We start from the raw sequence: 24665 nt of genomic DNA on the forward strand, positions 1-24665 counted from the left end.
CCGCGGCGCGCCCGCCGCGACCCCGCGCGGGGGCCCCCGGGGGCGGCGCGGGCCCCCCCCGCCCGGGGCGCGGGGCGGCCGGGCCCCGGCCCCCCCCCCGGCGACTTCCTTGCGCACCAACGGTTCCCGCCCCTTCGGCAAGGGCGAACGCGGTGCCTGAGCCGCGATCCTCAGCCAGCGTGGTGGCCGCGTGAATTCTCCACCCATCACGCCAGGACGCCATTTCAGACCGGCGGATTGATCTCCGACCTGGTCAGGACGCCGGAAGCCGCCAGCCCCCATTTGTCGATGATCCGGCGGCAGATCCCGCTGTCGATCAGTTTCTGCACCGCGCCCTGGACCGCCCGCCCGAAGTCGCCGCTGTCCTTCGGCAGCACCATGCCGTACGGCGCGGTGTCGTACGGCTCGCCGACTCGCTCCAGTCCCCCGTTCTGCTTCACCACGTAGTCGATGGTGGGCGAGTCGGCGAGTTCGGCCTGGACACGTTTCGAGGCCAGCGCCAGATTCACGTCGGTCTGCGCCTGGAACTGGGTGATGGTGACGGCGGGTTTGCCGGAGGAGACGCAGGCCGCGCTGCGGCGCTCCAGATCCTCGACCTCGGCGGTGCCCTTCTGCGTCGCGACGTTCTTGCCGCACAACGTGTCCAGCGTGATCCGGTCGGGGTTTCCCTTCGGCACGGCCAGTGCCTTGCCCGCCCGGTAGTAGGTGACCATGTCGACGGTCTTGAGCCGCTCCGCCTTGACGTTGAAGGAGGACATGCCGATTTCGTACTTCCCGGCCGCGATGCCGGGGATGATGCCGTCGAAGGCGGTGTTCCGGAATTCGGTACCCAGGCCGAGCACCTGCCCGACAGCGGTGCCGAGGTCGACGTCGAAGCCCGCCGGTTTGCCGTTCTCCACGAACTCGCCCGGTGGCGAACTCTGGTCCTGGCCGAACACGAGCAGGCCGTCGGCACGGATGTTCGCGGGGACCAGCGCGGCGAGCGCGTCGTCCTTCGCGGCCGCGGGGATTTCCCCCGGCTGTCCCTGCTCCGCCGGCCCACGGCCGGACCCACCCGCGCCGCACGCCGCGAGCAGCGCGGTCACAGCCACCACCGGCACGAGAGCCGTGGTGCGGAGAACGTTCCTCATGGCGTCACCAACCCCGCTTCGTAGGCGAAAATCGTGAGCTGGACCCGGTTCGCGGCGTCGAGCTTGGCGAAGATCCGCGTGATGTGCGTTTTCACGGTGGCCTCGCTCAGATGCAGTTCGCCGGCGATCTCCGCGTTCGGTTTGCCCCGCGCGACGGCCGTGACGATCTCGCGTTCGCGCTCGCTCAGCGTGCTCAGCCCGGCCCTGGCCATGGCCCGCCGCGGATTCGTGCGGGCGGCGACGAAATGACCGATGAGTTTCCTGGTGGTACGCGGGGAAAGCATCGCCTCGCCGTCGGCGACCACCCGCACCGCTTCGATGATCTCCTGCGGGGAACCGTCCTTGAGCAGGAATCCGCTCGCGCCCGCGGCGAGCGCGTCGAAGACGTACTCGTCGAGGTCGTAGGTGGTCAGCATGAGGACCTTGGGCGGATTGGCCAGCGCGGTGGCGGCGGCGGTCGCGGCCAGCCCGTCCATCCGGGACATCCGGATGTCCATCAGCACGACGTCCGGGGCGTGCGCCGTCACCTTCGGCACGACCTCGTCGCCGTCCCCGGCCTGGCCGACAACGGTGATGTCGCCGGTGCTGTCGAGGATCATGGACAAGCCGGTGCGCACCAGGGGGTCGTCGTCGACGAGCAGCACTCTCAGTGGGCGCCGGGGCACCCGCCCATCCTAGTGCCGTTCCCACGGCAGCCACGCCCGGAGTGCGAACTTTTCACCGTCGGCGGGCCCGGCGCCGACCTTCCCGCCGAGCAGCGTGACCCGTTCAGTAATGCCGGTCAGCCCGGTGCCCGACCCCGGCGACGGCGGGGCGGTGGCGGGCAGCGGGTTCACCACCTCGATGGTGAGCCCGGCGCCCGGCCCGCCGCGGACGGCCACGTCCGCCACCACGCCGGGCGCGTGCCGCAGCACGTTGGTAAGCGCTTCCTGGAGGATCCGGTACGCCGCCGTGCCGAGCAGGGCGGGCGCGGCGGCGGCCTCGTCGAGCAGGATCGTGATGTTGACGGACAGGCCGGACCGGCGGGTGTTGGCGATCAGCTCCGGGATGTCGGCCAGTCCCGGCTGCGCGTGCTCGCCCGGCCGCGGATCCCCGGCGGGCTCGGCGAATCCCTTGCCGTCCCGGAGCACGCCGATGACCTGGCGGAGGTCGTCGAGCGACTGACGGGCGGTGGTGCGCACGGTCCGCGCGGCCTCGGTCGCGCGCGCGTGATCGCCCTGGTTGACCTCGAGCGCTCCGGCCTGCAGTGACAGCAGGGAAAGCCGGTGCCCGAGGACGTCGTGCATCTCGCGCGCGATCCGCGTCCGCTCGGCCCGGCGCGTCATCTCCGCGCGCAGTTCCCGTTCCAGGGCGTCCCGCCGCGCGAGGTCGTCGCGGACGCCGCGGGTGATCCCGACGGCCAGCGGGATGGCGGTCAGCACCGAGGCCAGCAGGAGGATCCCGATCACCTGCCCGGCGCTGGTCTCCCGGCCGACGATCAAGCCCGCGATGGTGACGTCGCGATGGCGGTGGGCGTCGCGCCAGAGAGCGAGCGCGGTGGCGGCGTACACCACTACGGCGCCCAGCGGCAGCAGCCGGTCGCGCCGCGCGGCGGCCAGCGCGGCCAGTGAGATCAGCGCGGCGAGCGACTCGAACCCGAACACTAGTGACGGGGCAAGGGCGATGCCGGTGACGAGCAACGGCCAGCGGTGCCGCCAGCACAGCATGACCGCGGCCCCGATCGACGCGAGGAAGCCGAGAACCGACCACCACGTCGGCACGAACGTCTTGGTGCCGGGCAGATATCCCTGGGTGCTGAAGACGAAGATGCCGGTCACCACGCACGCGGCGACCGCGACCACGGTGAGCACCACGCCGAGCACACGCCTTGCCATGTGCCGAGCCTACGCACCGGCCCCGGTATCCCCGCATCAGCGGATCCGCTGACACGTGACGGCGAAGTGACGACTTTCGTCGTAACGCCTCTGTTCCCGCCGGACGACGCGGCGAGGCCGCGCCCGCTGATTACATCCGTCGCGTCGTTCCCCCGGAAAGGAAAACCCCGTGACCCAGCAGACCCCCTATCCCCCGGCCATGCCCCCGCTGGCCACGCCCGCGCCACCCCGCAACGGCATCGGCACCACCGGCTTCGTGCTCGGCCTGATCGGCCTGGTGTTCTCCCCGATCCCCTTCGTCGGGATCATCGCCTGGCCGCTGGTCGTACTCGGCCTGATCTTCGCCGCGATCGGGCTCGCCAGGGTGCGCAAGGGCATCGCGTCCAACAAGGGGCTGTCGATCGCCGGGATCGTGATTTCCGTACTGGGCCTCGGTGTCTGCGTCACCTGGATCTTCGTCTTCAACAAAGCGGTCGACGACGTCAACAAGGAAATCGCCAAAACGGCGAAGGTTTCCTACGAGGTGACCGGCGACGCCAAGAACGTCGAAATCGTCTACGGCGAGGTCCTCAACCCGAGCACCGAAACGGCTCCGTCCCTGCCGTGGCACAAGAACGTCGAGAACAAGGGTGTCTACAAAGGAGGGACGCTCACCGTGACGACCGCGGAAACCGGCGGCTCGGTGACCTGCAAGATCACTGTGGACGGTGCGGTGGTCTCGACCAAAACCGCCTCCGGCGAGTTCGCCACTGCCGCCTGCACCGGCACGTGAGACCCGGCGACGCGAACGGGGCCAGTCCACAGTGGATAGTGGACTGGCCCCGCCGGGTCAAGCGTTGTTCGTTACGCGGCGCTCTTGCGGCGACGACGCACGAGCAGCAGCATCACGGTGCCGCCGATGAGCAGCAGCGCACCGATGCTGATCGGCAGGATCGCGGAAACACCGGTGTAGGGCAGCGAACCCTGCTCGGCCTGCGGGACGACCGACGGCGCGGTGGTCGGCGGGCCGCTCGGGGTCGGCGGCGCGGTGGTGGCGCTCGGCGGGGTGCTGGTCTCGCTGGTCGGCGGGGTGACGGTGCCCGCGGTCCACTTCGCGGCGGCGTTGGCGCTCACCGTGGTCTTCTCGGACTGCGCGACGATCAGCGACTGCGCCTTCTTCTTTTCGTAGTTCTCACCGACGAACAGACGACCGGTGTCCAGGTGCCCGGACGCCTTCAGCGCGAAGGTTCCGTTGCCGTCCTTGGAGTCCTTCGGGACATCGACGTACAGCTCGCTGCCGTCCTTGACGTCGGCGGTCTTCAGCTCCTTGCCGTCGGCGTCGGTGATCTTGACGCCCTCGGGCAGCTTGCTGGTCAGCTCGGTGATGTCACCGGTGGTGGTGACGGTGAACGGGCCGATCCGGGTGCCCGCCTTGCCTTCGGTCGCCTTGGCGCTGATGTTCAGCGTCGGCTTGGGCTGCTCACCGATGCCGGTGTTGGCGTCACCGGTCAGGTACTTGTACAGCGCGAGGACATCGGCCGCGTCGTCGGCGGAGCCGGAGCGGATGGGGTGTTCCGGGTTCAGGTTACGGTCGTCGCTGAAGTGCCACACGGCCGCCTGCGTCGCGGTGATGGCCTCCGCTTTGGACAGCTTGTCGTGGAACTTGACGTCCTTCTTGGCCAGCTCGGCCTCGATCGCGGCGAGGTCGTTCGCCGGGTAGCCGTGGTGCAGCACCCAGTTGAGCTTGTCGCGGTTCTTGTGGAACGGCGAGGCGGCGTCCGGGAACTTGTCCCACGGCCGCTCGATCATGTCCTGCTGCTTGTCCAGGTCGACGTCGACCTGGACGCAGTAGACCTTGAGCTTGCTGCCATCGGACAGCGTGAGGTTGAACAGCTCGGCGACCGGGGTGTTGACCGGACCGCGGTCGAAGTTGACCTGGAACGCCGCGTCCCCGCCCTCGACCCTGCCCTTGGCCTCACCGGTGCTCATGGCCGAGACCGGGTCCGCGCTCGCGAGGGGAGCCGCGGTGAGCAGTGCGACGGCAGCGCCGAGCACAGCGGCGCCGCCCCGCATGAGTCCTGACTTGCCGTGCATGAGTCTCCTATCCGAGTCGAACACGAATCCCACAGCCGCGTGACATCACGATTTCCCGACCACGACGGACGCACCTACCGAGTGATCTTCGATCACCCGGTTCAGCGACACCGGAGCATACACAGGCCACACACAGGCACACTCAGGGTGTCCCTATTTGCCCAAAGTGACCAAAAGGGTGACCCTAAGTACCCAACAGTGTCCGACAACAGTGCCCGACAACAGCGGCCAACCAAAAAGGACAAACCGCGCTAACGAACGGACTCGATCAAGTCACGCAGCTGAGACCTCGCGGTCACGCCGAGTTTCGGAAAACTCCGGTAGAGATGCGAGCCGACGGTGCGCGGGGAAAGGAACAGCCGCTCACCGATTTCGCGGTTGCTCAGGCCCTGCGCGGCGAGGCGGATGATGTGCTGCTGTTGCGGGGTGAGCGAGGTCAGCGCGTCCGGTGTGGCCGGTTCGGCTTCGACGCCGGCGGCGCGGAGTTCCCCTTGGGCACGGTCGATCCACGGACGTGCGCCGAGCCGGCGGAAGACCTCCATCGCGGCGAGCAGCTTCGGGCGCGCGTCGGCGATGCGACGGCGCCGCCGCAGCCATTCCGCGTGGTCCAGCAGGATTTGCGCGCGTTCGAAAGGCCATTGCCCGCCCGCGGGATCGGCCAGCGCCATCTCGAAATGCGACTCCGCTTCTTCGGGTTCGAGCAGGGCGTGGGCGCGGTGGATCAGCGCGCGCATACGAGGCGAACGGTCATCCGCGAGTCGCTTTTCCGCGCGTTCCACGATTTCCGCCGCTTCGGCCTCGTGCCCGGTGCGCGCGGCGGCCGCGGCGAGTTCGGCCAGCGCGGCGTACGAACACGCGTAGTGGACGGGGTCGCCCTCGTCGGTGAACATCCGGCGAAATTGCGTGTACGCCGCCGCGTGGTCACCGTCGGCGACCTCGGCCATCCCGAGTGCCCACCGGAGACGCGCGCCGACAGCCCTGCTGCGGTCCGGGTCCACAAGCGACAGTCCGGTCGTGGCGGTGACACGGGCCTGCTCGGTGTCTCCGGTGAGCGCGAGCGCGGCGGCGTCGAGGGAGCGCGTGGCGGCGTCGAGATGCGGCATCCCCGCTCCGGCCGACGTCGCGCTCGCCGCGGCCAGCCGGGCCTGCGCCCAGAGCCCGTGGTCGAGGTAGGCCCAGCCCGCCGAGCAGCCCAGCCCGGTCGGCAGCGCGCCGTGCATCCGCCAGCGGTGCAGTGCCTCGTCGAAGATCCGCACCGCCTGCTCGGTCTCGTCGAGCAGCCAGGCCATCGCGCCGAGCGAGGTGAGCAGCCCGGGGTCGCTGCCCGCCCGGTCGACCCGCGCGGGCAGCGCGGCGGCCAGTTCGCCCCGGCGGACGGTCGGATCGGTCACGGCCAGTGTCCACGGATCGTCCCCGGCCATGGCGCGGACGGCGAGCCGCTGCTCCTCGTCACCGGAGTAGAACCCGGCCACCGAAGCCGAGGCCACCGCGATCCGGCGCAGCTCGGGCACTTCCGCCGCTCGTAACAGCAGGGACAACGCGGTGTCGTGCTCGGCGCTGAGGGTGAGGATCTGCCCGACCCGCAACGACGCTTCGGCCTTGAGCACGACGTCGTCGCTGCTGCTCGCCTCGGCCTTCGCGGCGAGCTGCTCCACCCAGCGCGGCTGTCCCGTGTAGACGGCGGCGCCCGCCGCGGCCACCAGCCTGCGGGCACGGTCGTGCGGCTCCGGACTCAGCTCGGCCGCACGCTCCAGCGCGCTCGCCGCCGCCGCGTGCCCGCCGCGTTCGCGGGCCCGGCCCGCGGAGTCCTCCAGCGCGGCGGCGATCGTCTCGTCCGGACCGTCGGCGGCGGCCGCGAGATGCCACGCGCGGCGATCGGGCTCGCCGTCGAGCGACGCGGCGAGTGCGCGGTGAGCACGCCGCCGGTCGGCCAGCGGAACGGAGTGGTAGATCGCCGAGCGGACCAGCGGATGCCGGAACCGGACACGCCCACCCGCGATCCGCACCAGCCCCGCGGCTTCGGCGGGGGCCAGTGCTTCGGCGTTTTCGACGGCGGCCAGCTCGTCCGCGGCGACCAGCAGCAACGCCTGCCGGGTGTGTTCGGGAAGCATTTCGAGGTCGGCGGCGAAGACCCGGGTGAGCCGGTCGGTCAGCGGCAGCAAGTCCTCGTCGGCGCAGTCCGTCCGTGCCAGTTCCACCAGGGCGAGCGGATTTCCGGCGGCCTGGTCGAGAACGCGCAGCCTGCGCTTTCCGGTCGGCGGCTGCGGCCGGCTGTCCAGCAACGCGCTCGCGGACCGGTCGTCGAGCGGTCCCAGCGCGAGTGCCGGGAAGCCGGAAAAACCCGCGGCGTCCCGCGTCGCGGCGAGGACCGCGAGAGGTTCGCCGTCGATGCGACGGGCGGCGAAGGCGAGCATCTCGCGCGAACCCGCGTCTATCCACTGCAGATCGTCGGCGACGACCAGGACCGGAGACCGCTCGGCGAGATCGGACAACAGGGCGAGCAGCGCGACGCCGATGAGCAGCCGGTCCGGAGTTCCGCCCGGTTCAAGGCCAATGGCGCCCAGCAACGCCGAACGCTGTCGCTCGGGCAGACCGGCGACGTCGTCGAGGATGGGCCGCAGGAGCTGGTGCAGCCCGGCGAACGGCAGGTTCCGCTCGGTCTCGCTCCCGGTCATCCGGAGCACGCGGCCCCGATGCGCGTCCACCGCCAGTTCGAGCAGCGTGCTCTTGCCCGAACCCGGTTCACCCGTCACGATCAGCGCGCCGCTGGTGAGACCGAGCACGGCCGCACTCTCGGTTTCGCGTCCGATCATGGTCACCTTGCGACTGTATCCCCAGGTGCAGTCAGGTGACCGATACCGCCCGGCGCCACCGGTCCGCAGGCTGGACGCATGGACACCATGACGCTTGGAGACGTCGACATCACCCGCGTGGTCGAGCTGCCCGTCCGGGGCCTCGATCGCGGATTCGTCTTCCCGGACGTGGCCATCGAGCACTGGCGCGAGCACGAGCACTGGCTCGCTCCCGAGTTCCTCGACCCGGCCGCCGACCAGGTCCGCACCCAGATCCAGACCTGGCTGCTGCGCAGCGAAGGCAGGACGATCCTGATCGACACCGGCATCGGCAACGGCCGGGAGCGCCCGTACATGCCGTTCTTCGCTCACCTCGACACGGACTACCTCGGCGAACTCGCCGCCGCCGGTGTCCAGCCGGAGGACGTCGACGTGGTGATCTGCACCCACGTGCACGGCGACCACGTCGGCTGGAACACCCGGCTCGTGGACCGCGAGTGGCAGCCGACCTTCCCGAACGCCGAGTACGTGATCGCGCGCGCCGACTTCGACTACTGGAACCCGGACAACGGCAACAAAACCCGCTCGGGGCGGCAGTCGCAGAACGTGTTCGAGGACAGCGTCGCGCCGGTCCACCGGGCCGGGCAGACGGTGCTGTGGGAGGGCGACGGCTACGACGTCGACGCCAACCTGCGGATCGAACCGGCACCGGGGCACACACCGGGTTCCTCGGTGGTGCGCCTGCGCTCGGGCGCCGACCGCGCGGTCTTCGTCGGCGATCTGCTGCACAGTCCGCTGCAGATCGCCCAGCCGGATCACTGCCCCTGCTTCGACGAGGACGAGGCCCAGGCACGGGTCGCCCGCCGCCGGGTGCTGGGGCAGGCGGCGGACGAGAACGCGTTGCTGTTCCCCGCGCATTTCCCCGGCGCGAGCGCGGTCCACGTCCAGCGCGAGGGCGGCGACTTCGCGGTGAAGGAGTGGGCGACATGGCGGTGAACGTGTTCCGCAACCTCACCTACGCCGCCGCGCCCACCGGTGCCGCACGCTTCGCCGCACCGTCCCTTGTGGACGATGTGCGCGGCTACGACGGGCTCGGGCCGACGGCACCCGCTCCCCCACGGCAGTTCCCGGTGGACCTGAGCCCGGTGATCGGGCCGGGCTGGCAACGCGGCGAGGACTACCTGACCCTCAACGTCTGGACGCCGTCGAGAATGGGCAGCGCGCCGGTGATGGTCTTCGTGCACGGCGGCGCGTTCGTCTCCGGCACCGGCCAGGCGCCGCTCTACGACGGCACCGCGTTCGCACGCGACGGCGTGGTGCTGGTGACGCTCAACTACCGGCTCGGCGCGCCGGGCTGGCTGGACCTGCCGGGCGCGCCACGCAACCGGGGACTACTGGACGTCATCGCCGCGCTGCGGTGGGTACGGCGGAACATCGCCGAGTTCGGCGGCGATCCGGACCAGGTGACGGTCTTCGGGCAGTCGGCGGGCGCGATGCTCGTCGGCGGGCTGCTGGTGACGCCCGAAGCGGACGGGCTCTTCCGGCGCGCGATCAGCCAGAGCGGCGGGCTCGTCACGATGACCGGCGAGGAGGCCCGGCAGACGACGCGGGCGCTGGCCGACCGGCTCGGCATTCCGTCCACTGTGGACGCTTTCGCGGAGATCCCCGACGAACGGCTCGTCGCCGAACTCGCCGAGGTCCCCGCGCCGACCGGGCGGGTCACCCCGCTGGGCGTGATACTCGACGAGCCGCCCCGGCCGCTGCCGGTGGACGTCCTCGTGGGCACGAACTCGCAGGAATCGGGGCTCTACGGCGGTCCCGAGCGGGGCGCGGCAGTGGACGCGATGTTCCGCGACGGCCGGGAGCGGCTGCTCTCCGTGTACGACAAGGCGTTCACCTACGAGTTCGACTGGCGCGACGGCCCGCTGGGCGCCTGCCACACCGCGGAACTCCCGTTCGTCTTCGACAACACGGACCTGCCCGCCCTCCGCACACCGGACGGCCTGCTCGGCCCGGACGTCCCGCCGTCGCTCGCGGCCGAGATGCACGGCGCGTGGGTCCGCTTCGCCAAGACCGGCGACCCCGGCTGGCGAGGCAACCACCGCTTCGCCTGAGGCGAACTCGCGTACCCCGACGGACGACAAGCGTTCCTGGATGGACGACACGGCGGTGGCGTCGTGTCGTCCATCCAGGTACGCGAGTTCGCCGTCCAGGTACGGAGATCAGCCGGTGAAGTCGACGCACATGCCGACGATGTACCGGTTGGTGCCGATCTTCAGCCACCGGTCGTCGGTGCGCTTGCACGCGGTGTACGTGCCGCCCTTGACCGCCGGCGGGTAGACGCACACCTTCGAGCCCTTGTTGACCTGGCCGACAGCGGTGGCGCTGGTCTTCGGCGCGGTACGGATCTTGATGGTCTCGGCGGCCTTCCACCGGCAGTCGGTGCCCGCGGCAGCCGCGGTGGCGGCGGGCGCGGCGGCGGCCACGGGGGCCGGAGCGGCGAGAGCAGGTGCGGCGAAAGCCATCGAAGCGACGAACGCCGTCGCTCCCGCGACCCCAACGCGGGACAGGATCTTCATGTGAGACTCCTCGAATCACTGCTTGGTGAGCAAAGCAGCGGATGAGAGCGCAGCGGCCCCTGTCCGGTTCCTCCGGTTCGCACATTGTGAGATGCGTCGCTCCGGCAGCTACTCGACCAGCGCGGCGATCTCGTCGCGGGCCTGGCTGACGATGTCCCGCATCGCCCGCTCGGCACGGTCCGCGTCCCCAGCGGCGATCGACGCGGCGACCTCCAGATGCCAGGCGATCGCTTCGGGCTGCGGCTCCTCGGGCATCAGACCGTGCCCGGTCCGTCCGGCAAGGACCTCGGCGACCACTTCGGACAGTTGCGCGAACATCGGATTGCCGGACGCGGCGAGCAGCAGGTCGTGGAAGGCGACGTCGTGCTGGAGGAAGACGTCGAGGTCGCGGGACTTCGCCGTCCGCGCCAGCCGCTCCCCCAGCGCCGACAGCTTCCCGCGCTCCTCCGGCGTCGCGCGCAACGCCGCGAACCGGGCGGCGCACGGCTCGATCGCCGAGCGCAGTTCGGTGAGGGTACGCAGCGCCGCGGGACGACACGGCCCGTCGAGCTGCCAGCGGATCAGGCGCGGGTCGTAGTGGTTCCACTCCGCGGGGTCACGGACGATCATGCCGACGCGGCGCCTGCTGCTGGTCAGCCGCATCGTCTCCAGCACACGGACGACCTCGCGCGCCACCGTGCGCGAAGCGCCGAAACGCTCCTGAAGCTCGTCGGATCGCAGCACCGACCCCGGCGGCAGCTCGCCATTGGCGATGGCGGCGCCGAGTGCGTCGAGCACTTCCTCGTGCCTGTCGTTCCCCATTCGCTCAACCTAGCGATCTGATTCGATTAAGTAGTACTTTTTCTTGATTAAGTAGTACTTTTGGGTTGTACTCTCCGCAGCACAGCGCCGGTACACAACGACGTGGGAGGTAGCGCGATGACTGTCATCGCCGTGATGGGTGTGTCCGGGTCGGGCAAGACGACCGTCGGCACGGCCCTGGCCGAGGAGCTCGGCGTCGAATACGCGGAGGCGGACTCGTTCCACCCGCCGGCGAACATCGCCAAGATGACCTCGGGGACACCGCTGACCGACGAGGACCGCGCGCCCTGGCTCGAGGCGATCGCCGCCTGGATCCGCGACCATCAGAAGACCGGTGGCGTCGTGACCTCCTCGGCACTCAAACGCCGCTACCGGGACGTACTGCGCACCGGCGGCGAAGTCTGGTTCCTGCACCTGGACGGCGACCGCGCGACGCTCGCCGAGCGCATGAAGACCCGCAGCGGTCACTTCATGCCGGTGTCCCTTTTGGACTCCCAGCTGGCCGACCTCGAACCGCTCGAACCCGACGAGCCGGGCCGCGTCTTCGACATCCACGAGTCCCCCGCCGAGATCGTCGAAGCCGGTCTCGCCGCCTTCAAGGAACGCGCATGACCACCACTCTCGCCGCCGGCTGGACCGGCCACGACACCCGCCTCATCGGCGCCACGGTGCTCGCCATCGCGGTGATCGTCGTGCTGATCACCAAGGTCAAACTGCACCCGTTCCTCTCGCTGATCCTCGGCTCCGGCGTGCTCGGACTCGTCGCCGGGATGCCGGTGGACAAGCTGCTCAAGAGCTTCTCCGGCGGCGTCGGCTCCACCGTCGCGTCGGTGGGTGTACTCATCGCGCTCGGCGCCATGCTGGGCAAACTGCTGGCCGACTCCGGCGGCGCCGACCAGATCGTCGACACCGTCCTCGGCAAGGTGCGCGGGCGCGGCCTGCCGTGGGCGATGGCGCTGGTCGCCGCGCTGATCGGGCTGCCGATGTTCTTCGAGATCGGCCTGGTCATGCTCATCCCGGTCGTCCTGCTCGCCGCCAAGCGCAGCGGGAAACCGGTGCTGTTGCTGGGAATTCCCGCGCTGGCCGGGCTGTCGGTGCTGCACGGGCTCGTCCCGCCGCACCCGGGCCCGCTGGCCGCGGCGGGCGCGTTGAACGCCAACGTCGGCATCACGCTGGCCTTCGGCCTGCTCGTCGGCATCCCGACCGTGGTCATCGCCGGTCCGCTGTTCGGCCGCTTCGCCGCGCGGATGGTGCCGGACGCGACGCCGCCCGCGCGCCTCGTCCCGGAGCGGGAAAGCAGCGACAAACCGCGGCCGACCTTCGCCGCGACGCTGTCCGTCGTGCTGCTGCCGGTCGTGCTCATGCTGGGGAAAGCACTCTCGGACATCCTGCTGGGCAAGGAAAACCACCTGCGCCGGGTGCTCGACTTCATCGGCGACCCGCTGGTCGCGCTGCTCGCCGCGGTACTGGTGGCCATGGTGGTGCTGGGCCGCCCCGCCGGACTGAACCGCGCGAAGCTGTCCAGCACGATCGGCGATTCGCTCGGCCCGATCGCCGGGATCATGCTCATCGTCGGCGCGGGCGGCGGGTTCAAGCAGACCCTCGTCGACGCCGGGGTCGGCGACGTCATCACCGGTCTCGCCAAGGGCGCGAACCTCTCGCCGCTGCTGCTGGGCTGGCTGGTCGCGGTGGCGATCCGGCTCGCCACCGGCTCGGCCACCGTCGCGACGGTCTCGGCGGCGGGCATCGTCGCGCCGCTCGCGGCGACCATGGACCCCAGCCACAGCGCGCTGCTGGTCCTCGCGATCGGCGCGGGTTCGCTGTTCCTCTCGCACGTCAACGACGCCGGGTTCTGGCTGGTCAAGGAGTACTTCGGGATGTCGGTCGGCCAGACGCTGAAGAGCTGGTCGGTGATGGAGACGCTGATCTCGGTGGTCGCGATCGCGCTGATCCTTCCGTTGTCGGCTCTGGTCTAGGCGGCGTTCACCCGCTGCTGCGAGGATCGGGCGAGACGCCGTCGAGGTGCTGGAGGACGCCCATGTGGACCCTGTCCGGTTTCGCCGACGAGATCTCGCCCGATCCCGCAGTGCAGTGCCAGGTGCTGACGGAACTCGGCGTCGGGTACGTCGAGTTCCGCGGTGCGTGGGACACCAACGTGCTCGACCTCGACGACACCCGGCTCGGCCGGGTCCGTGACCTGCTCGCGAGGCACGGTCTGGGGGTGTCCTCGATCGGCTCGCCGATCGGCAAGATCGGGATCCACGAAGACTTCGAGGCGCATCTACGGCGCTTCGACCGTGCACTGGCCGTCGCGCGGACGCTCGAAGCGCCATACATCCGGATCTTCTCGTTCTTCCTGCCCCCGGACGACGATCCGGGCGACCATCGCGACGAGGTGCTTCGGCGGATGTCCGCGCTCGCCGCCCGAGCCGAGGGGCACGACGTGATCCTGGTACACGAGAACGAAAAGGACATCTACGGGGACATCCCGGAGCGCTGCCTGGACATCGTCGAAGCCGTCGGCTCACCGCGTTTGCGGCTCGCCTGGGACGCGGCCAACTTCGTCCAATGTGGACGTCGGCCGTACACCGAGGGCTACGCACTGCTGCGCCCGCATCTCGAGTACGTCCAGATCAAGGACGCGGTGCTGGCGTCCGGCGAGGTCGTGCCCGCCGGCGAGGGCGACGGCGAGGTGCGCGAGACGATCCGCGCGCTGCGTGGCGACAGTTTCGACGGGTTCTTCTCGCTGGAACCGCATCTCGCCGCGGCCGGGCGGATGGGCGGCTTCAGCGGCCCCGAACTGTTCGGCGTCGCGCACCAGGCGTTCGTGGAAATCCTGTCCGCCGAAGGGATCGAGTACCGGTGAGCGCACTACGGTTCGCGGTGATTGGCTGCGGCGTCATCGGCGAAAAGCACGCGAAGTCGATCGCGGCGGTCGGTGAGCTCGTCCTCGTGGCGGACGAGATCCCCGACCGTGCCGCGGAACTCGCCGACGCGTACGACGTGGCGTTCACGACGTCGGCGTCCGATGCGTTGTCCCGCAAGGACATCGACGCTGTCGCCGTGTGTACGCCGAGCGGAACCCACGCCGACATCGCCATCGCCGCGTTGCGGGCGGGCAAACACGTGGTCGTCGAGAAGCCCGTCGACGTCACCCTCGAAGCCGCGGATCGCCTGCTGCGCGCCGAGCAGGAGTCGGGCCGGACCGTGACGGTGATCAGCCAGCACCGCTTCGACACCGCCAGCCGGCTGGTGCGCCGCGCGGCCGAGAGCGGGGACTTCGGCCGGATCACCTCGGGTGTGGCGAGCGTGGCCTGGTGGCGGAGCCAGGAGTACTACGACTCGGGCGGCTGGCGGGGCACCCTCGCGCTCGACGGCGGCGGTGCGCTGATGAACCAGGGCATCCACACCGTCGATCTGCTGGTGTGGCTGCTCGGTGAGCCGGTCGAGGTGTTCGCGTGGACCGCCTGCCTCGCCCACGAACGCATCGAGGTGGAGGACGTCGCGACCGCCACGATCCGGTTCGCCGGCGGCGCGCTCGGCGTCGTCCACGGGACGACCGCGGCCTACCCCGGGCTGACCGCGCGGGTGCAGATCCACGGTGACCGCGGTTCGGCGGTGATCGACGACGACCGGCTCGTCACCTTCCACACCGCCGAGGGCGAGGCGCCGCCTCTCGAACGCTCGCCGGGGCCTGGCGCGGGTTCGGATCCGGCGACGTTGTCCGAGGCGCACACCGACCAGTACCGAGACTTCGTCGACGCCGTCGAGCACGGCAGGCCGCCGCTGGTCACGGTCGCCGATGCCCGGCGCACACTCGCGGTGATCCTCGCGATCTACGAATCGGCGCGCACCGACGTCCCCGTGCGGCTTCGCTGAGCGGTTGTACGTCTTCTGTACGCCCCTGGAGGAGGCTGTGTGCATGAAGCTCCGGAACATCACGGCGTCGGCCGTCCTCACCGCCGGGACGCTGCTGGGCGCCGCGGCCCCCGCGAACGCGCTGCCCGCCTGTCCGGTCATCGTCAGCCACGGCGGCTACCCGAGCGGGACCGACGCCTGGAAACGTGACCAGTTGCGCGCGCCCAACAACCTCAAGGCCGTCGACTCCCTCATCGCGCAGGGCTCCGGCGGGTTCGAGGCGGACGTCCGGCTGACCAAGGTCGCCTCGCAGAGCGACGGCAGCGTCAGTGGCAAGGCCGTGATGTGGCACAACAAGTCGACTTGGGGGCTTGACGGCACCAAGAAGGACATCTCCGACCTCTATTGGTCCGCCGGCGCGGACAAGCTCCAGGGCCGGAAACTACAGTGGGGTCCGTACAAGGGCGAGACGATCTACTCGCTGCGTCAGTGGCTCGACCACGTAAAGGCGAAGGGCGCCTACGCCCAGCTGGAGATCAAGAGCGAGAACCGCGTCTTCCTGCTCGACGGCTCAGCCGCGGTGAAAGCCAAGGCGTGGAGCGAAATCACCGACCCGGTCGCCGAGCGCTACCGGACCCAGCCGATCACCGTGTACTCCCACGACCCGGACATCGCCGCCACGCTCAAGGCGCGGGTCGCCGCGGGCACCTTCCCCGCCGTCCTCGGCGGCGGGCCTTCGTGGCCGGACACCGTGCAGTGGGAAGAACCGCCGCCTTCGTTCAAGGGCAACGTGGCGAGCTGGCAGGCGAACCTCGAGAAGGCCCCGAAACGCGTGGCGACCAGCTGGACCGCGGACTACAAGAAATGGCTCACCGGGAAATGCGGCTGAGGCAGCTCTTCCAGGCGAAGCGGAAGACCGTCGAATCCAAGGTCACGAAATTCTTCCTCGGATCAGGTGTCCCGGGGCTCAACCGCAGATCCACCGTGGAACTGAGGTTGCGCTCTTCACCGCAGGGCAGATAGACCAAGTGCGCGATATCGGGTTTGTCGAGCAGTTCCCATGCGTCCGCGAACGGGCCGGTGAACGACTGCGTCACCGGCGTTTGCGAAGTCATTCCCTGGAAGTAGTAGTTCGCCGACAACACGGCCCGCACGCCGTTGTCGAGGACGAGATCCCCGCGGTGGTCCGCCTCGGCGATGGCGTAGGTGAAGCCCGGGGAATGTATCCGCAGACTGATCTGGCAGTTGCGCCGGACATCGGCCGATTCGGCGGCCCGGCGGTAAGTGACGGTGAAACTCGTGTTGTCGGGCGCGACGACGACGGCGGCACTTCCGGGAGGGCACGCCGTGCCGTTCATGACGACGACCTCGATGATGACCTTATCGGGAGGAGAGCCGGTAGCGGCCTGCGGCGAGATGAGCAGGGAAGCCACCAGACCAGCGACAGTCATCATGGCGGACATGGGATTTCCTCCCGCTGCGCGAAGTGATACATCTTAGCACAGGGAACCCCGGTAAAAGTGCTGGTCCATTCGGTCCACCGCATTGACTCGTCACGCCGAAGACCGATTAAGCCGGCCAGACATTACCGATCATAATTGCTTACGGAATCAGCGAGGCACGGTTGCCGTGGCCAGGACGCGCCGCAATCCGTCAAAGGTGGCCAGGACCCGGCGTGCCTCCTCCTGCATGGACAGCATCGCGGGGTCGTCGCGGGCATCGAGCGTGAGAGCCTCTTGCCACAGCGCATGTTCGACCCGGCGCCATGCCGGTTTATCGGTGACCTCGACGTCGGCGAATCCGGCCGACGGCAGCTGCCTGGCCAGATCCATTTGCCGCATTCGCGCGGGCACCGCATCGTCGGCGGCGTCCAGGGCCTCCCAGCAAGTGATGACCACGCGCCCGCCGGGGCGGAGAACGCGGCGGCACTCGCGCAACGCGTCCAGCTTCGATTCGGCGAATTGGACGGCGTCGACGATCAGCACCGCGTCGACCGACGCCGCGCCCAGCCCCGTACCGGCCAGCTCGCCCACCCGGAAGTCGGCCCGATCCGCCAGCCCCAGCTCCTGCGCCCGACGCTGCGCCTGCCCGATCGCGACCGCCGAAAAGTCCACCCCGACAACCCGGCAGCCGCTGCGCCGCGCGATCTCCAGCCCGTATCCGCCGCGCCCGCAGGCCAGATCCAGCAGAACCTGGCCGTCGCGCAGGTCGAGCGCCGTCACCACCTCGTCGAGCCCGGCCCCGCCCAGCAGACTGGTGGATTGCAGATCCGGCGGCAAGCCGAGCACACGCCGCACCAGCTCGTCGGCAACCGGCGACTCGACCCGCTCCGCATACCAGCGATCGAACCCCGCAGCACTTGTCGTCACCCATCCACCATCTCACAGGACGCCACGAGCCGTACCTCGTCGATCCCCGCCCCCTCCGGACTCCGGCAGTGTCCTTTGTGGATTTAGGTAGCGAACTCCTCTTATCTTCACCTAACGCCGGTGAGGTGCTGTTCAGGTGGCCGCTGTCCGCTGCCAGGAACATTCAACGTGGATCCGCCAGTCCGCGACGGTGTCCTGAACGCTCCGTTGGCGACAGTGATCGTCCCCAACGGAGCGTTCGCGGCGATCAACGTCGCCGCGCACCTCCTCCGGGCAGCGACTCGGCGCGAGTCACTCCGAGCGGCGTGCTCCCACCTCGAGTTGCAACAGGCTCGGCGACGCTTCGAACCCGTGACGGACATAAGCCGGGATCGCCCGGTCGCTGGAGTGCACCGTCACCCGCTCGAGCCCCAGCTCGCTCGCCCAAGCCAGGACAGCCTCGATCAGCCCGCCGCCCAGGCCACGGTCACGCTCCTCCGGTACCACGTACACGCATTGCACATCGCCCGACCTCCGCTCGATCGCACGCGGATGCGGCACACGTCCGGTGATCGCCAGCCACGCCATCCCGACGACGACCTGGCCGCGGACGAGCACCAAGCACCGATGCGAGGTCTCCTGTGCCCACGCCACGAACCGGGGCACGAACTCCTCCAGCGAGAGATCGGGCGTTCCGTAGATCTCCTGCGCCCAGTTCCAGCGAAGCTCGGCGACAGCGCTCAGGTCGTCAGGCCGGGCCGGGCGAATCGTGATGTCTTCCACCGCTCCATCCTGAAGCAGCTCACTCCCAGGTCGCGGTCTCCGGGTCCACGCCATGCGCCTCAGCGTTCGCGAAGATCACGTCCCGCAGCCAGACGGTCAGGCCGGGCGCGAGCGCGTCGTAGTGCGACGTGTATCCCTCATCGGCGACGAACATCCGCCCGAGGCACGCCTGCATCGAGTGGGTGCAGTCGAAATACCCCGAGAGCAGGGCACGGTGGCGCTCGGCGAGGGCGTTCGCCTCGTCCGAGCCGGGAACGACGCCGGCGCGTTTCGCAGTGGCGAGGTCGTTCTCCAGCGCGCGGGTGGTGGCCGCGACCTCCTGCCAGTCCTCCGGGGTCAGCTTCGCCGCCCGCTCGGCATACTGCGCCCACTGTGCGCTCTCGCCCCAGCGTTCCTCGGCCTCCTCGACCCACGAAGGCTGCCAGTCGTCGCCGAAGATCTCGACCTGCTGCTCCGGAGTGAGCCGCATCCCGCTGCGCGAGGCCTCCAGCATGCGATCGACAGCGCCGACCATCTTCTCGAGACGCGAGATGCGCGCCACCAGCTCCGACCGTTGCCGTCGCAGATGGGCACGCGCGTCGGCGTCCGGGTCGTCGAGGATCCTGCCGATCTCGGCGAGAGGGAAGCCCAGCTCCCGGTAGACGAGGACCCGATGGATCCGGCCGACGTCGTCCGCCGAGTACAGCCGGTATCCGGCCCAGGTCCGCCCGCTCGGGCGCACGAGGCCGATCGCGTCCCAGTGATGCAGCGTCTTCACGCTCACCCCGACGAGCGTGGCCGTACGGCCGACGGTCAGGCCGTCGGTTCCCTGGATATAGACATCACTCGGCACCGGAACAGTGTCGCGCACGCCGCCGAGGCAGGCCCAACGCGACCAGGACGAGCAGCGCGGCCAGCGACGTGCCCGTCAGCAGCAGCATCGCCGCCCGGTTCCCGGCGGGGAACGTCTCCGGGCTCACCGAACCGAACGCACGGAACAGCGTCAGGCTCACCGCGAGGCCGATCGCACCGCCGAAGTTGTGGAACGTCCACGTGGCACCGACGGCGAGCCCGGACAACCGCGGCGGCACCGCGGACAGCGCCATGACCGCGGACGGGCCGAGCACGCAGGCCCAGCCCACGCCCATCAGCACGAACGCGACCACGACATACGCGAGCCCGCTGCCCACGCCGAGCCGCGACTGGAGCAGCGCCGACGCCGTGAGCGCCGCGAACCCGGTGATCAGGACCGCCCGGGGCCCGACGCGGTCCACCACCCGGCCGACGACCGGGGACAGCACAGCGACGGTCGCGGTGGTCGGCAGCATCAGCAGGCCGATGGCGACGTCGCCGTCACCCCGCACGACACTCAGGTACAACGGCATCAGGAACAACGCCGTGGTGTAGAAGAAGGCCAGCCCGAATTCCGACGTCACGGCGCTGAGGAACCGCCGCCCGGCGAGCAGCCGGAACGGGATCAGCGGATGCGGAGCCCGGCGGTCGACGAGCACGAACGCGACCAGCGCCGCGACGCCGATCCCGAGCGAACCGAGCACCGGCCACGACACCCAGCCGAAGGTGTCGTCGAACGTGACGCCGAAGATCAGCCCGGCCAGGCCGAGCATGAGCAGCAGCAGACCCGGCCAGTCGAACCCGCCGCTGGCGTCCGTCGCCCGTGACTCGGCCAGGCTGACCGAGCAGATCGCCAGCGCGGCCAGCACCAGCGGCACGTTGATCAGGAAGACCCAGTGCCAGCTCAGCGCACCGACGATCAGCCCGCCGAGCATCGGGCCGATCGCGAGGCCGATGCCGTTGACCGCGAACAACGTCCCGATCGCCTTGCCGCGCTGTGCCTCCGGGAACGCGCCTGCCACGATGGTGCTGGAGCTGGTGTACAGGACGGCGCACGCCGCGCCCTGCAGGAACCGGAACGCGATCAGCGGCACCACGCCCGGCGCGAGCCCCGCGCCGAGCGATGACAGTCCGAAAAGGACAGAACCGAGGTACAGGACGCGGCGGCGGCCGTAGCGATCGGAAAGCCGCCCCGCGGTCACCATGAACATCGACAGCGCGACCACGAAGACGTTGACCGCCAGCTGCGTCTGCGTCACCGTCGCGCCCAGGTCCCGGCGGATGTCCGGCGCGGCCGTGTTGACGATCGTCAGGTCGATGCAGCCGAGGAAGCTGAGGATGCCGACCCCGGTCAGCACACCCCACTTCCGGCTCGTCGCGGTGTCCATGAACGTCACTCTGGCGACGAAGACGGCCGGGTCCCAGCCCCAGCTTTTCCTAGCACTTCCAGGGTCTGGTTACGGCCGCCGAAGATCACGCATACTCGGGTCCATGAGCGCACTCGGCGAATTCCTGCAGGCCCGCCGGGCCCAGGTGCGGCCGGCCGACGTCGGCCTGGCCCCGCTGGGCGAGCGTCGCCGCGTGCCGGGCCTGCGCCGGGAGGAACTCGCCCAGCTCGCGGGGATCAGCGCGTCCTACTACACCCGCCTCGAACAAGGACAGTCCCGCGGCGCCTCGCCGGGAGTGCTCGACGCGATCGCCGAGGTGCTGCGGCTCGACCGGGACGAACGTGACCACCTCCGCCGCCTCGCCGCGGCACCCCGACGCGCCAAGGCCGCGAAGCCCGCGCCCGAGCGCGTGAGCCCCGCCACCCTCGATCTCCTGCGGCTGATGGCCGACGTGCCCGCGCTCGTCCAGGGCCGCCGCACCGACGTCCTGGCCTGGAACACGCTCGGCCACGCGCTGCTGGCCGGGCACCTCGACGCCGCCGCGCCGGACACACCCGCGGACCGGCCGAACATGGCCCGGCTGGTCTTCCTCGACACGCACAGCCGCGAGCTGTACGCCGATTGGCCCCGCAAGGCCCGCGCTATGGTCGGGAATCTGCGGCTGGCTGTCGGCCGGTACCCCGAAGACGCCGCGCTGGCCGCGTTGATCGGCGAGCTGTCCATGAAGAGCCCCGAGTTCGCGACCCTGTGGGCCGATCACCGGATCCGGCCCTGCGACGCCGCCGACTACGAGCTGCGGCATCCGCTCGTCGGCGCGCTCACCCTCACCCAGCAGGCGTTCGACGTCGCCCGTGCGCCGGAACAAATGCTGGTCACGATGACCGCGCCGCCCGGTTCGGCGTCCCACCACGCGCTGACACTGCTCGCGCAGACGACGTCGGTGCCCTCGGACAACCCGCTGCCGGATCGTGACGGCGGTTCAGCCTTCGTCTGACCGGGTCAGTTCCCGCAGGAGCCGTTCGAAGGTCAAGGTGTCGTCGTCCTTGCAGCTCGCCCAGTGGGCGAAGAGGTCTTCGGCAGCTCGCGGCAAGAGGCCAGGCGCCCCGCTGTCCTCGCAGGCGGAAGCGATCTCGGCCATCTCACCTTCCCAGCGCCAAGCCCGCCTCCCCGCGGCGAGCAAGGCGTCCGGGGTGCCCAGCGGAGTTCCCGGGAGCATCGTGGCCGCCAGCTCCCGCAGCTCGCCGGTGACACCGTGGTGGCCCGCCACCGAGTACGACAACGCCGCCAGCGCGTGAGTCATCTTGTTGTAGGCGGCGAACGACAGCTTCAGCGCACTCGCCCCGCCGACCTCGGCGCCGAGAACTATCGGCCGCAGCGTTGTTCCCTCGAACAGGTCCCGTACCACCGCGCTGTCCGCCCCGGACAGGTAAAGCCGCGTCGTCCCCGCCTCGCGCGGCGGCGGCCCGACGATCCCGCCGTCGACCACCGAGACCCCGCCGCGCCGCGCGAACAACGCGTCGATCTCCCGGGCGTGTTCCGGGCTGATCGCGTTCGCGTCCAGGTAGACGCCCCGGAAGCCGGTGGCGGCGACCGACGCCGCGACGTCCAGAGCGGCGGCCGGCGGGCACACGCTGATCACCACCGAGCAGTCCGCCAGCTCACGCGGCTCCTCGCGGGCCTCCAAGCCCGCCGCCTCAGCCCGCGCCTGGGTGGCGGCGCCTCGGCCCCCGGCGATCCAGGTCGTCCGGATTCCCTTGTCCACCAGCTGCTTCCCGACCGCCGCGCCCATGTCACCCGGGTGCAGCAGCGCAACGGTGTCTTCGGTGGCGTTCATCTCCCGGCACTCCTCACGATCGCGGACTCCCCCAGCATGCACCGGACGCCGACCCGACTTCCGGCGGGTTCCGGGCGGGAACGCGGTGCGGTACACCGGGATGAGGCCGATCACCTGAGCGATGCTCGCGAGCGACGGGAGTGGCGGCATGCCGCGCGGAAAAACGCTGGGGAAAAGACTCGCCATCGGCCTTTTGGCGGCGGCGCTGCCACTGTTCGTCCCGGCCACCGCGGAAGCCGCACCGGCGCCGAGCGCCACGGTCGTTCCGGTGCAGGTCACCGGTTCGCCGTCCGCGCGGTTCAACCTGGTGCTCCTCGGCGACGGATACACCGCGGCCGAACAGCCGAAGTTCCTGGCGGACGTGGAAAAGCACGTCAACACGCTGTGGTCGCTGGAGCCCTTCAAGTCCTATCGCGGCTACTTCAACGTGTACGCGGTGGAGATCGCCTCGCCCGAGTCCGGTGTGGACTGTGACCCCGCGCTGTCCTCGCCGCGCCGGAACACCCCGCTGAACATGGGTTTCTGGGGCGGCTGTGACCCGAACGGCGTCCAGCGGCTGCTCACGATGGACGAGGCCGCGGCCAAGCGGTACGCGGATCTCGTACCGGGCACGACGTCGGCCAACCGCCAGATCCTGGGGCTGGGCAACAGCAGTACGTATGGCGGCGCGGGTGGCGCGTACGCGACGGCGTCGGGCGGGAACGCGTTGTCCGCGCTCATTTCACCGCACGAGATCGGCCATTCGCTCGGCGGGCTCGACGACGAATACGACTACCTCCAGCGCGCCGTCCCCGGCGGCGTCTACACCGGTGGCGAGCCCACCTCGCTGCACCACACCCTGCTCACCGAACAGCAGATGCGGTCGCGCCAGGCGAAATGGTGGCGGTGGCTGGGCGAGCCCAGCGAGTCCGGCGGCACGATCGGCCGGTACGAAGGCGGCCTCTACGAGCGGTCCGGGGTCTGGCGGCCGAGCCGTCACTCGATGATGAAGACGCTCGGCTACGCCTTCGACCAGGTCAGCCGCGAGCGCATGACGCAGCGGATCTCCGCGAAGGTGCCGATCCTGTCCGGCGGCACTCCGTCGACGGCGCCCATCGGCGCCGACCGGGTCGTGTGGGTGACGGTGACGCATCCGGTCAGTCACCAGCTCGACGTGACGTGGACCCTCGACAACGTCCGGCTGCCCGGCCGCGGCCACGCCGTGGACCTGCGCAAGGCGGGGCTGCCCGAGGGCAGGCACACGCTGACGGTGAAGGTGACCGATCCGACGGACTTCGTCCGCGACCCGGCCGTGCGCGCGTCCGCCGCGCTGACCGCGACCCGCACCTGGACCATCGACACGTCACTGAGCACGCCGCCCGCTGAAGGTCCTCCGATCGCCGAGTCGACGCCAACCGACCGTCCGGTCAGCGCGAACGACGTCGTCTACGTCGAGACCGGCCAGCCGACCGGGGCGATCCCCTCCGTGCGCTGGGCGCTCGACGGTGTCACGGTTCCGGTGGAGGGCAACGACCGCGACTTCGACCTCAAGGCGCGCAAGCTGTCCCCCGGCACCCACAGCCTGACCGCCACGGTCGGGAGCACGACGCGCACGTGGACGGTGGACGCCCAGGGCCCGGCGACCACCGCCACGCTCTCGAAGGCCCTGCGGACCGGCGGCGCGTCCGGCGACCCCGAGTACGTCTTCGACGGCCCGTTCACCATGCGGCTCACCGCGACCGACGACCGGGCGGGACGGCTGATCCCGGAGTTCCGCGTCGACGGCGACGGCTGGCACAAGTACTACGGCTGGCCCACCGATCCGAATGCGCCGTATCTTTTCACCGCGCGCGGCACCGAGATCGATGGCCTCGCCTACGGCAATCTCGGCCCGGACGGCCTGACCGTTTCGCCGTTCACCGAACGGAAACCCGGCTACGGGAAGCACACCGTCGAATACCGCGCCACCGACGCCGCCGGAAACGTCGGCCCCACCAGCCGCTTCACCGTCACACTGCTTCCCCCTCGGTGACCAGCGGTCCGTGGGGGCCTCCTTGAGGGACTCTGGGTCCCTCAAGGAGGCCCCCACGGACCTTCACCGGCAGGTAGGCGAGGCCGTGGTTGCTGCGCGTTGGGGGTCGACGACGGCTTCGGTGCGCTGACCTGGGGAGTGCGACAAGGGCGTCCCTGGGTGCGTTGAGTGCGACAAGGGCGTCCCTCGGTGCGGTGGATGCACCCAGGGCGTCCCTCGGACCTCCCGCACACGAGCCGACCACATCACCCGATGTCGCGAACGCTCCGTTGCCGACGATGAACGTCTCGTAACGGGCGTTGGCGACACACCCCCCCGGCCCCCCCATTCCCGGGAGGGCGCCCTACACGCCGGGTGCGGCCG

23 protein-coding genes are annotated in these 24665 nt (G+C 70.1%); 10 read left to right on the forward strand and 13 right to left on the reverse strand.

The window, feature by feature from the left end; translation table 11 throughout:
- Positions 1 to 224: 224 nt before the first annotated feature.
- From ACFWX1_RS14410 to ACFWX1_RS14420, 3 genes are read right to left on the reverse strand one after another with little or no spacing between them, the layout of a single operon-like run.
- Positions 225 to 1130, reverse strand: a complete 906-nt coding sequence (locus tag ACFWX1_RS14410; RefSeq protein WP_378387317.1) for an ABC transporter substrate-binding protein — start codon at positions 1128 to 1130, stop codon at positions 225 to 227.
- On the reverse strand, positions 1127 to 1774 hold the full coding sequence (locus tag ACFWX1_RS14415) for a response regulator (RefSeq protein WP_378387509.1): 648 nt from the start codon (positions 1772 to 1774) through the stop codon (positions 1127 to 1129). Before ACFWX1_RS14415 ends, ACFWX1_RS14410 begins: the two co-directional genes overlap by 4 nt.
- Positions 1775 to 1804: 30 nt before the next feature.
- On the reverse strand, positions 1805 to 3004 hold the full coding sequence (locus ACFWX1_RS14420) for a sensor histidine kinase (RefSeq protein ID WP_378387319.1): 1200 nt from the start codon (positions 3002 to 3004) through the stop codon (positions 1805 to 1807).
- A gap of 169 nt (positions 3005 to 3173) precedes the next feature.
- Here ACFWX1_RS14420 and ACFWX1_RS14425 point away from each other — a divergent pair, with 169 nt between their 5' ends.
- Positions 3174 to 3776, forward strand: a complete 603-nt coding sequence (locus ACFWX1_RS14425; RefSeq protein WP_378387321.1) for a DUF4190 domain-containing protein — start codon at positions 3174 to 3176, stop codon at positions 3774 to 3776.
- A 71-nt stretch (positions 3777 to 3847) separates the two neighbouring features.
- Here ACFWX1_RS14425 and ACFWX1_RS14430 read toward each other — a convergent pair whose 3' ends face one another.
- Positions 3848 to 5077, reverse strand: a complete 1230-nt coding sequence (locus ACFWX1_RS14430) for a thioester domain-containing protein (RefSeq protein ID WP_378387323.1) — start codon at positions 5075 to 5077, stop codon at positions 3848 to 3850.
- A 251-nt stretch (positions 5078 to 5328) separates the two neighbouring features.
- The gene (locus ACFWX1_RS14435; protein WP_378387511.1) at positions 5329 to 7890 is read right to left on the reverse strand and encodes an AAA family ATPase; all 2562 of its coding nucleotides are present in this window, start codon (positions 7888 to 7890) and stop codon (positions 5329 to 5331) included.
- Positions 7891 to 7968: 78 nt separating this feature from the next.
- Between ACFWX1_RS14435 and ACFWX1_RS14440 the strand changes: the two genes are divergently transcribed.
- Together ACFWX1_RS14440 and ACFWX1_RS14445 are read left to right on the forward strand one after the other, a co-directional pair.
- Positions 7969 to 8865, forward strand: a complete 897-nt coding sequence (locus tag ACFWX1_RS14440; RefSeq protein ID WP_378387325.1) for an MBL fold metallo-hydrolase — start codon at positions 7969 to 7971, stop codon at positions 8863 to 8865.
- A complete protein-coding gene (locus tag ACFWX1_RS14445) occupies positions 8856 to 9983 on the forward strand; it encodes a carboxylesterase/lipase family protein (RefSeq protein ID WP_378387326.1) in 1128 nt (375 codons plus the stop codon). The genes ACFWX1_RS14440 and ACFWX1_RS14445 overlap by 10 nt, the downstream gene beginning before the upstream one ends.
- Positions 9984 to 10091: 108 nt before the next feature.
- On the opposite strand, the gene ACFWX1_RS14450 is transcribed toward ACFWX1_RS14445, so the two are convergent.
- Both ACFWX1_RS14450 and ACFWX1_RS14455 read right to left on the reverse strand, forming a co-directional pair.
- Complete coding sequence (locus ACFWX1_RS14450) at positions 10092 to 10448, reverse strand: SH3 domain-containing protein (protein WP_378387328.1); 357 nt, start codon at positions 10446 to 10448, stop codon at positions 10092 to 10094.
- Positions 10449 to 10556: 108 nt separating this feature from the next.
- The gene (locus ACFWX1_RS14455) at positions 10557 to 11249 is read right to left on the reverse strand and encodes a FadR/GntR family transcriptional regulator (protein WP_378387330.1); all 693 of its coding nucleotides are present in this window, start codon (positions 11247 to 11249) and stop codon (positions 10557 to 10559) included.
- A 117-nt stretch (positions 11250 to 11366) separates the two neighbouring features.
- Here ACFWX1_RS14455 and ACFWX1_RS14460 point away from each other — a divergent pair, with 117 nt between their 5' ends.
- The 5 genes from ACFWX1_RS14460 (at position 11367) to ACFWX1_RS14480 (ending at position 15996) form a co-directional block, all read left to right on the forward strand.
- Positions 11367 to 11861 carry a gluconokinase gene (locus ACFWX1_RS14460; RefSeq protein ID WP_378387332.1) on the forward strand — a complete coding sequence of 165 codons (495 nt, stop codon included), beginning with the start codon at positions 11367 to 11369 and terminating at the stop codon, positions 11859 to 11861.
- On the forward strand, positions 11858 to 13225 hold the full coding sequence (locus tag ACFWX1_RS14465; protein ID WP_378387334.1) for a gluconate:H+ symporter: 1368 nt from the start codon (positions 11858 to 11860) through the stop codon (positions 13223 to 13225). Before ACFWX1_RS14460 ends, ACFWX1_RS14465 begins: the two co-directional genes overlap by 4 nt.
- Positions 13226 to 13287: 62 nt before the next feature.
- Positions 13288 to 14115, forward strand: coding sequence for a sugar phosphate isomerase/epimerase family protein (locus ACFWX1_RS14470; RefSeq protein WP_378387336.1), 828 nt, complete (start codon positions 13288 to 13290; stop codon positions 14113 to 14115).
- Entirely contained in the window at positions 14112 to 15128 is a 1017-nt protein-coding gene (locus tag ACFWX1_RS14475; protein WP_378387338.1) for a Gfo/Idh/MocA family protein, read from the forward strand. Before ACFWX1_RS14470 ends, ACFWX1_RS14475 begins: the two co-directional genes overlap by 4 nt.
- Before the next feature lie 43 nt (positions 15129 to 15171).
- Positions 15172 to 15996 carry a hypothetical protein gene (locus tag ACFWX1_RS14480; protein WP_378387340.1) on the forward strand — a complete coding sequence of 275 codons (825 nt, stop codon included), beginning with the start codon at positions 15172 to 15174 and terminating at the stop codon, positions 15994 to 15996.
- Here the strand turns inward: ACFWX1_RS14480 and ACFWX1_RS14485 are convergent.
- The 5 genes from ACFWX1_RS14485 to ACFWX1_RS14505 form a co-directional block, all read right to left on the reverse strand.
- Positions 15977 to 16570 (reverse strand): DUF4360 domain-containing protein, encoded by a 594-nt coding sequence (locus tag ACFWX1_RS14485; protein ID WP_378387342.1) that lies wholly within the window; start codon positions 16568 to 16570, stop codon positions 15977 to 15979. The genes ACFWX1_RS14480 and ACFWX1_RS14485 overlap by 20 nt on opposite strands.
- Positions 16571 to 16717: 147 nt before the next feature.
- Positions 16718 to 17476 carry a class I SAM-dependent methyltransferase gene (locus ACFWX1_RS14490; RefSeq protein ID WP_378387344.1) on the reverse strand — a complete coding sequence of 253 codons (759 nt, stop codon included), beginning with the start codon at positions 17474 to 17476 and terminating at the stop codon, positions 16718 to 16720.
- Between the two features lie 291 nt (positions 17477 to 17767).
- The gene (locus ACFWX1_RS14495) at positions 17768 to 18238 is read right to left on the reverse strand and encodes a GNAT family N-acetyltransferase (protein ID WP_378387346.1); all 471 of its coding nucleotides are present in this window, start codon (positions 18236 to 18238) and stop codon (positions 17768 to 17770) included.
- A gap of 19 nt (positions 18239 to 18257) precedes the next feature.
- Positions 18258 to 19070, reverse strand: a complete 813-nt coding sequence (locus ACFWX1_RS14500; RefSeq protein WP_378387348.1) for a MerR family transcriptional regulator — start codon at positions 19068 to 19070, stop codon at positions 18258 to 18260.
- On the reverse strand, positions 19060 to 20457 hold the full coding sequence (locus tag ACFWX1_RS14505) for an MFS transporter (protein ID WP_378387350.1): 1398 nt from the start codon (positions 20455 to 20457) through the stop codon (positions 19060 to 19062). The genes ACFWX1_RS14500 and ACFWX1_RS14505 overlap by 11 nt, the downstream gene beginning before the upstream one ends.
- A gap of 103 nt (positions 20458 to 20560) precedes the next feature.
- Between ACFWX1_RS14505 and ACFWX1_RS14510 the strand changes: the two genes are divergently transcribed.
- The gene (locus ACFWX1_RS14510) at positions 20561 to 21451 is read left to right on the forward strand and encodes a helix-turn-helix domain-containing protein (RefSeq protein ID WP_378387352.1); all 891 of its coding nucleotides are present in this window, start codon (positions 20561 to 20563) and stop codon (positions 21449 to 21451) included.
- Here ACFWX1_RS14510 and ACFWX1_RS14515 read toward each other — a convergent pair.
- Entirely contained in the window at positions 21437 to 22291 is an 855-nt protein-coding gene (locus tag ACFWX1_RS14515; protein WP_378387354.1) for a DUF1932 domain-containing protein, read from the reverse strand. The genes ACFWX1_RS14510 and ACFWX1_RS14515 overlap by 15 nt on opposite strands.
- A gap of 148 nt (positions 22292 to 22439) precedes the next feature.
- Between ACFWX1_RS14515 and ACFWX1_RS14520 the strand changes: the two genes are divergently transcribed.
- A complete protein-coding gene (locus ACFWX1_RS14520) occupies positions 22440 to 24302 on the forward strand; it encodes a M64 family metallopeptidase (RefSeq protein ID WP_378387355.1) in 1863 nt (620 codons plus the stop codon).
- Positions 24303 to 24665 lie beyond the last annotated feature (363 nt).

Source organism: Amycolatopsis sp. NPDC059021, from assembly GCF_042739895.1.
Lineage (GTDB): Bacteria > Actinomycetota > Actinomycetes > Mycobacteriales > Pseudonocardiaceae > Amycolatopsis.

Coding starts and splice junctions, on each gene's coding strand:
- ACFWX1_RS14480 (WP_378387340.1), top strand. CDS start 15,172: ATGAAGCTCCGGAACATCACGGCGTCGGCCGTCCTCACCGCCGGGACG.
- ACFWX1_RS14485 (WP_378387342.1), bottom strand. CDS start 16,570: ATGTCCGCCATGATGACTGTCGCTGGTCTGGTGGCTTCCCTGCTCATC.
- ACFWX1_RS14520 (WP_378387355.1), top strand. CDS start 22,440: ATGCCGCGCGGAAAAACGCTGGGGAAAAGACTCGCCATCGGCCTTTTG.
- ACFWX1_RS14515 (WP_378387354.1), bottom strand. CDS start 22,291: ATGAACGCCACCGAAGACACCGTTGCGCTGCTGCACCCGGGTGACATG.
- ACFWX1_RS14455 (WP_378387330.1), bottom strand. CDS start 11,249: ATGGGGAACGACAGGCACGAGGAAGTGCTCGACGCACTCGGCGCCGCC.
- ACFWX1_RS14430 (WP_378387323.1), bottom strand. CDS start 5,077: ATGCACGGCAAGTCAGGACTCATGCGGGGCGGCGCCGCTGTGCTCGGC.
- ACFWX1_RS14470 (WP_378387336.1), top strand. CDS start 13,288: ATGTGGACCCTGTCCGGTTTCGCCGACGAGATCTCGCCCGATCCCGCA.
- ACFWX1_RS14410 (WP_378387317.1), bottom strand. CDS start 1,130: ATGAGGAACGTTCTCCGCACCACGGCTCTCGTGCCGGTGGTGGCTGTG.
- ACFWX1_RS14510 (WP_378387352.1), top strand. CDS start 20,561: ATGAGCGCACTCGGCGAATTCCTGCAGGCCCGCCGGGCCCAGGTGCGG.
- ACFWX1_RS14460 (WP_378387332.1), top strand. CDS start 11,367: ATGACTGTCATCGCCGTGATGGGTGTGTCCGGGTCGGGCAAGACGACC.
- ACFWX1_RS14440 (WP_378387325.1), top strand. CDS start 7,969: ATGGACACCATGACGCTTGGAGACGTCGACATCACCCGCGTGGTCGAG.
- ACFWX1_RS14445 (WP_378387326.1), top strand. CDS start 8,856: ATGGCGGTGAACGTGTTCCGCAACCTCACCTACGCCGCCGCGCCCACC.
- ACFWX1_RS14465 (WP_378387334.1), top strand. CDS start 11,858: ATGACCACCACTCTCGCCGCCGGCTGGACCGGCCACGACACCCGCCTC.
- ACFWX1_RS14450 (WP_378387328.1), bottom strand. CDS start 10,448: ATGAAGATCCTGTCCCGCGTTGGGGTCGCGGGAGCGACGGCGTTCGTC.
- ACFWX1_RS14505 (WP_378387350.1), bottom strand. CDS start 20,457: ATGGACACCGCGACGAGCCGGAAGTGGGGTGTGCTGACCGGGGTCGGC.
- ACFWX1_RS14420 (WP_378387319.1), bottom strand. CDS start 3,004: ATGGCAAGGCGTGTGCTCGGCGTGGTGCTCACCGTGGTCGCGGTCGCC.
- ACFWX1_RS14435 (WP_378387511.1), bottom strand. CDS start 7,890: ATGATCGGACGCGAAACCGAGAGTGCGGCCGTGCTCGGTCTCACCAGC.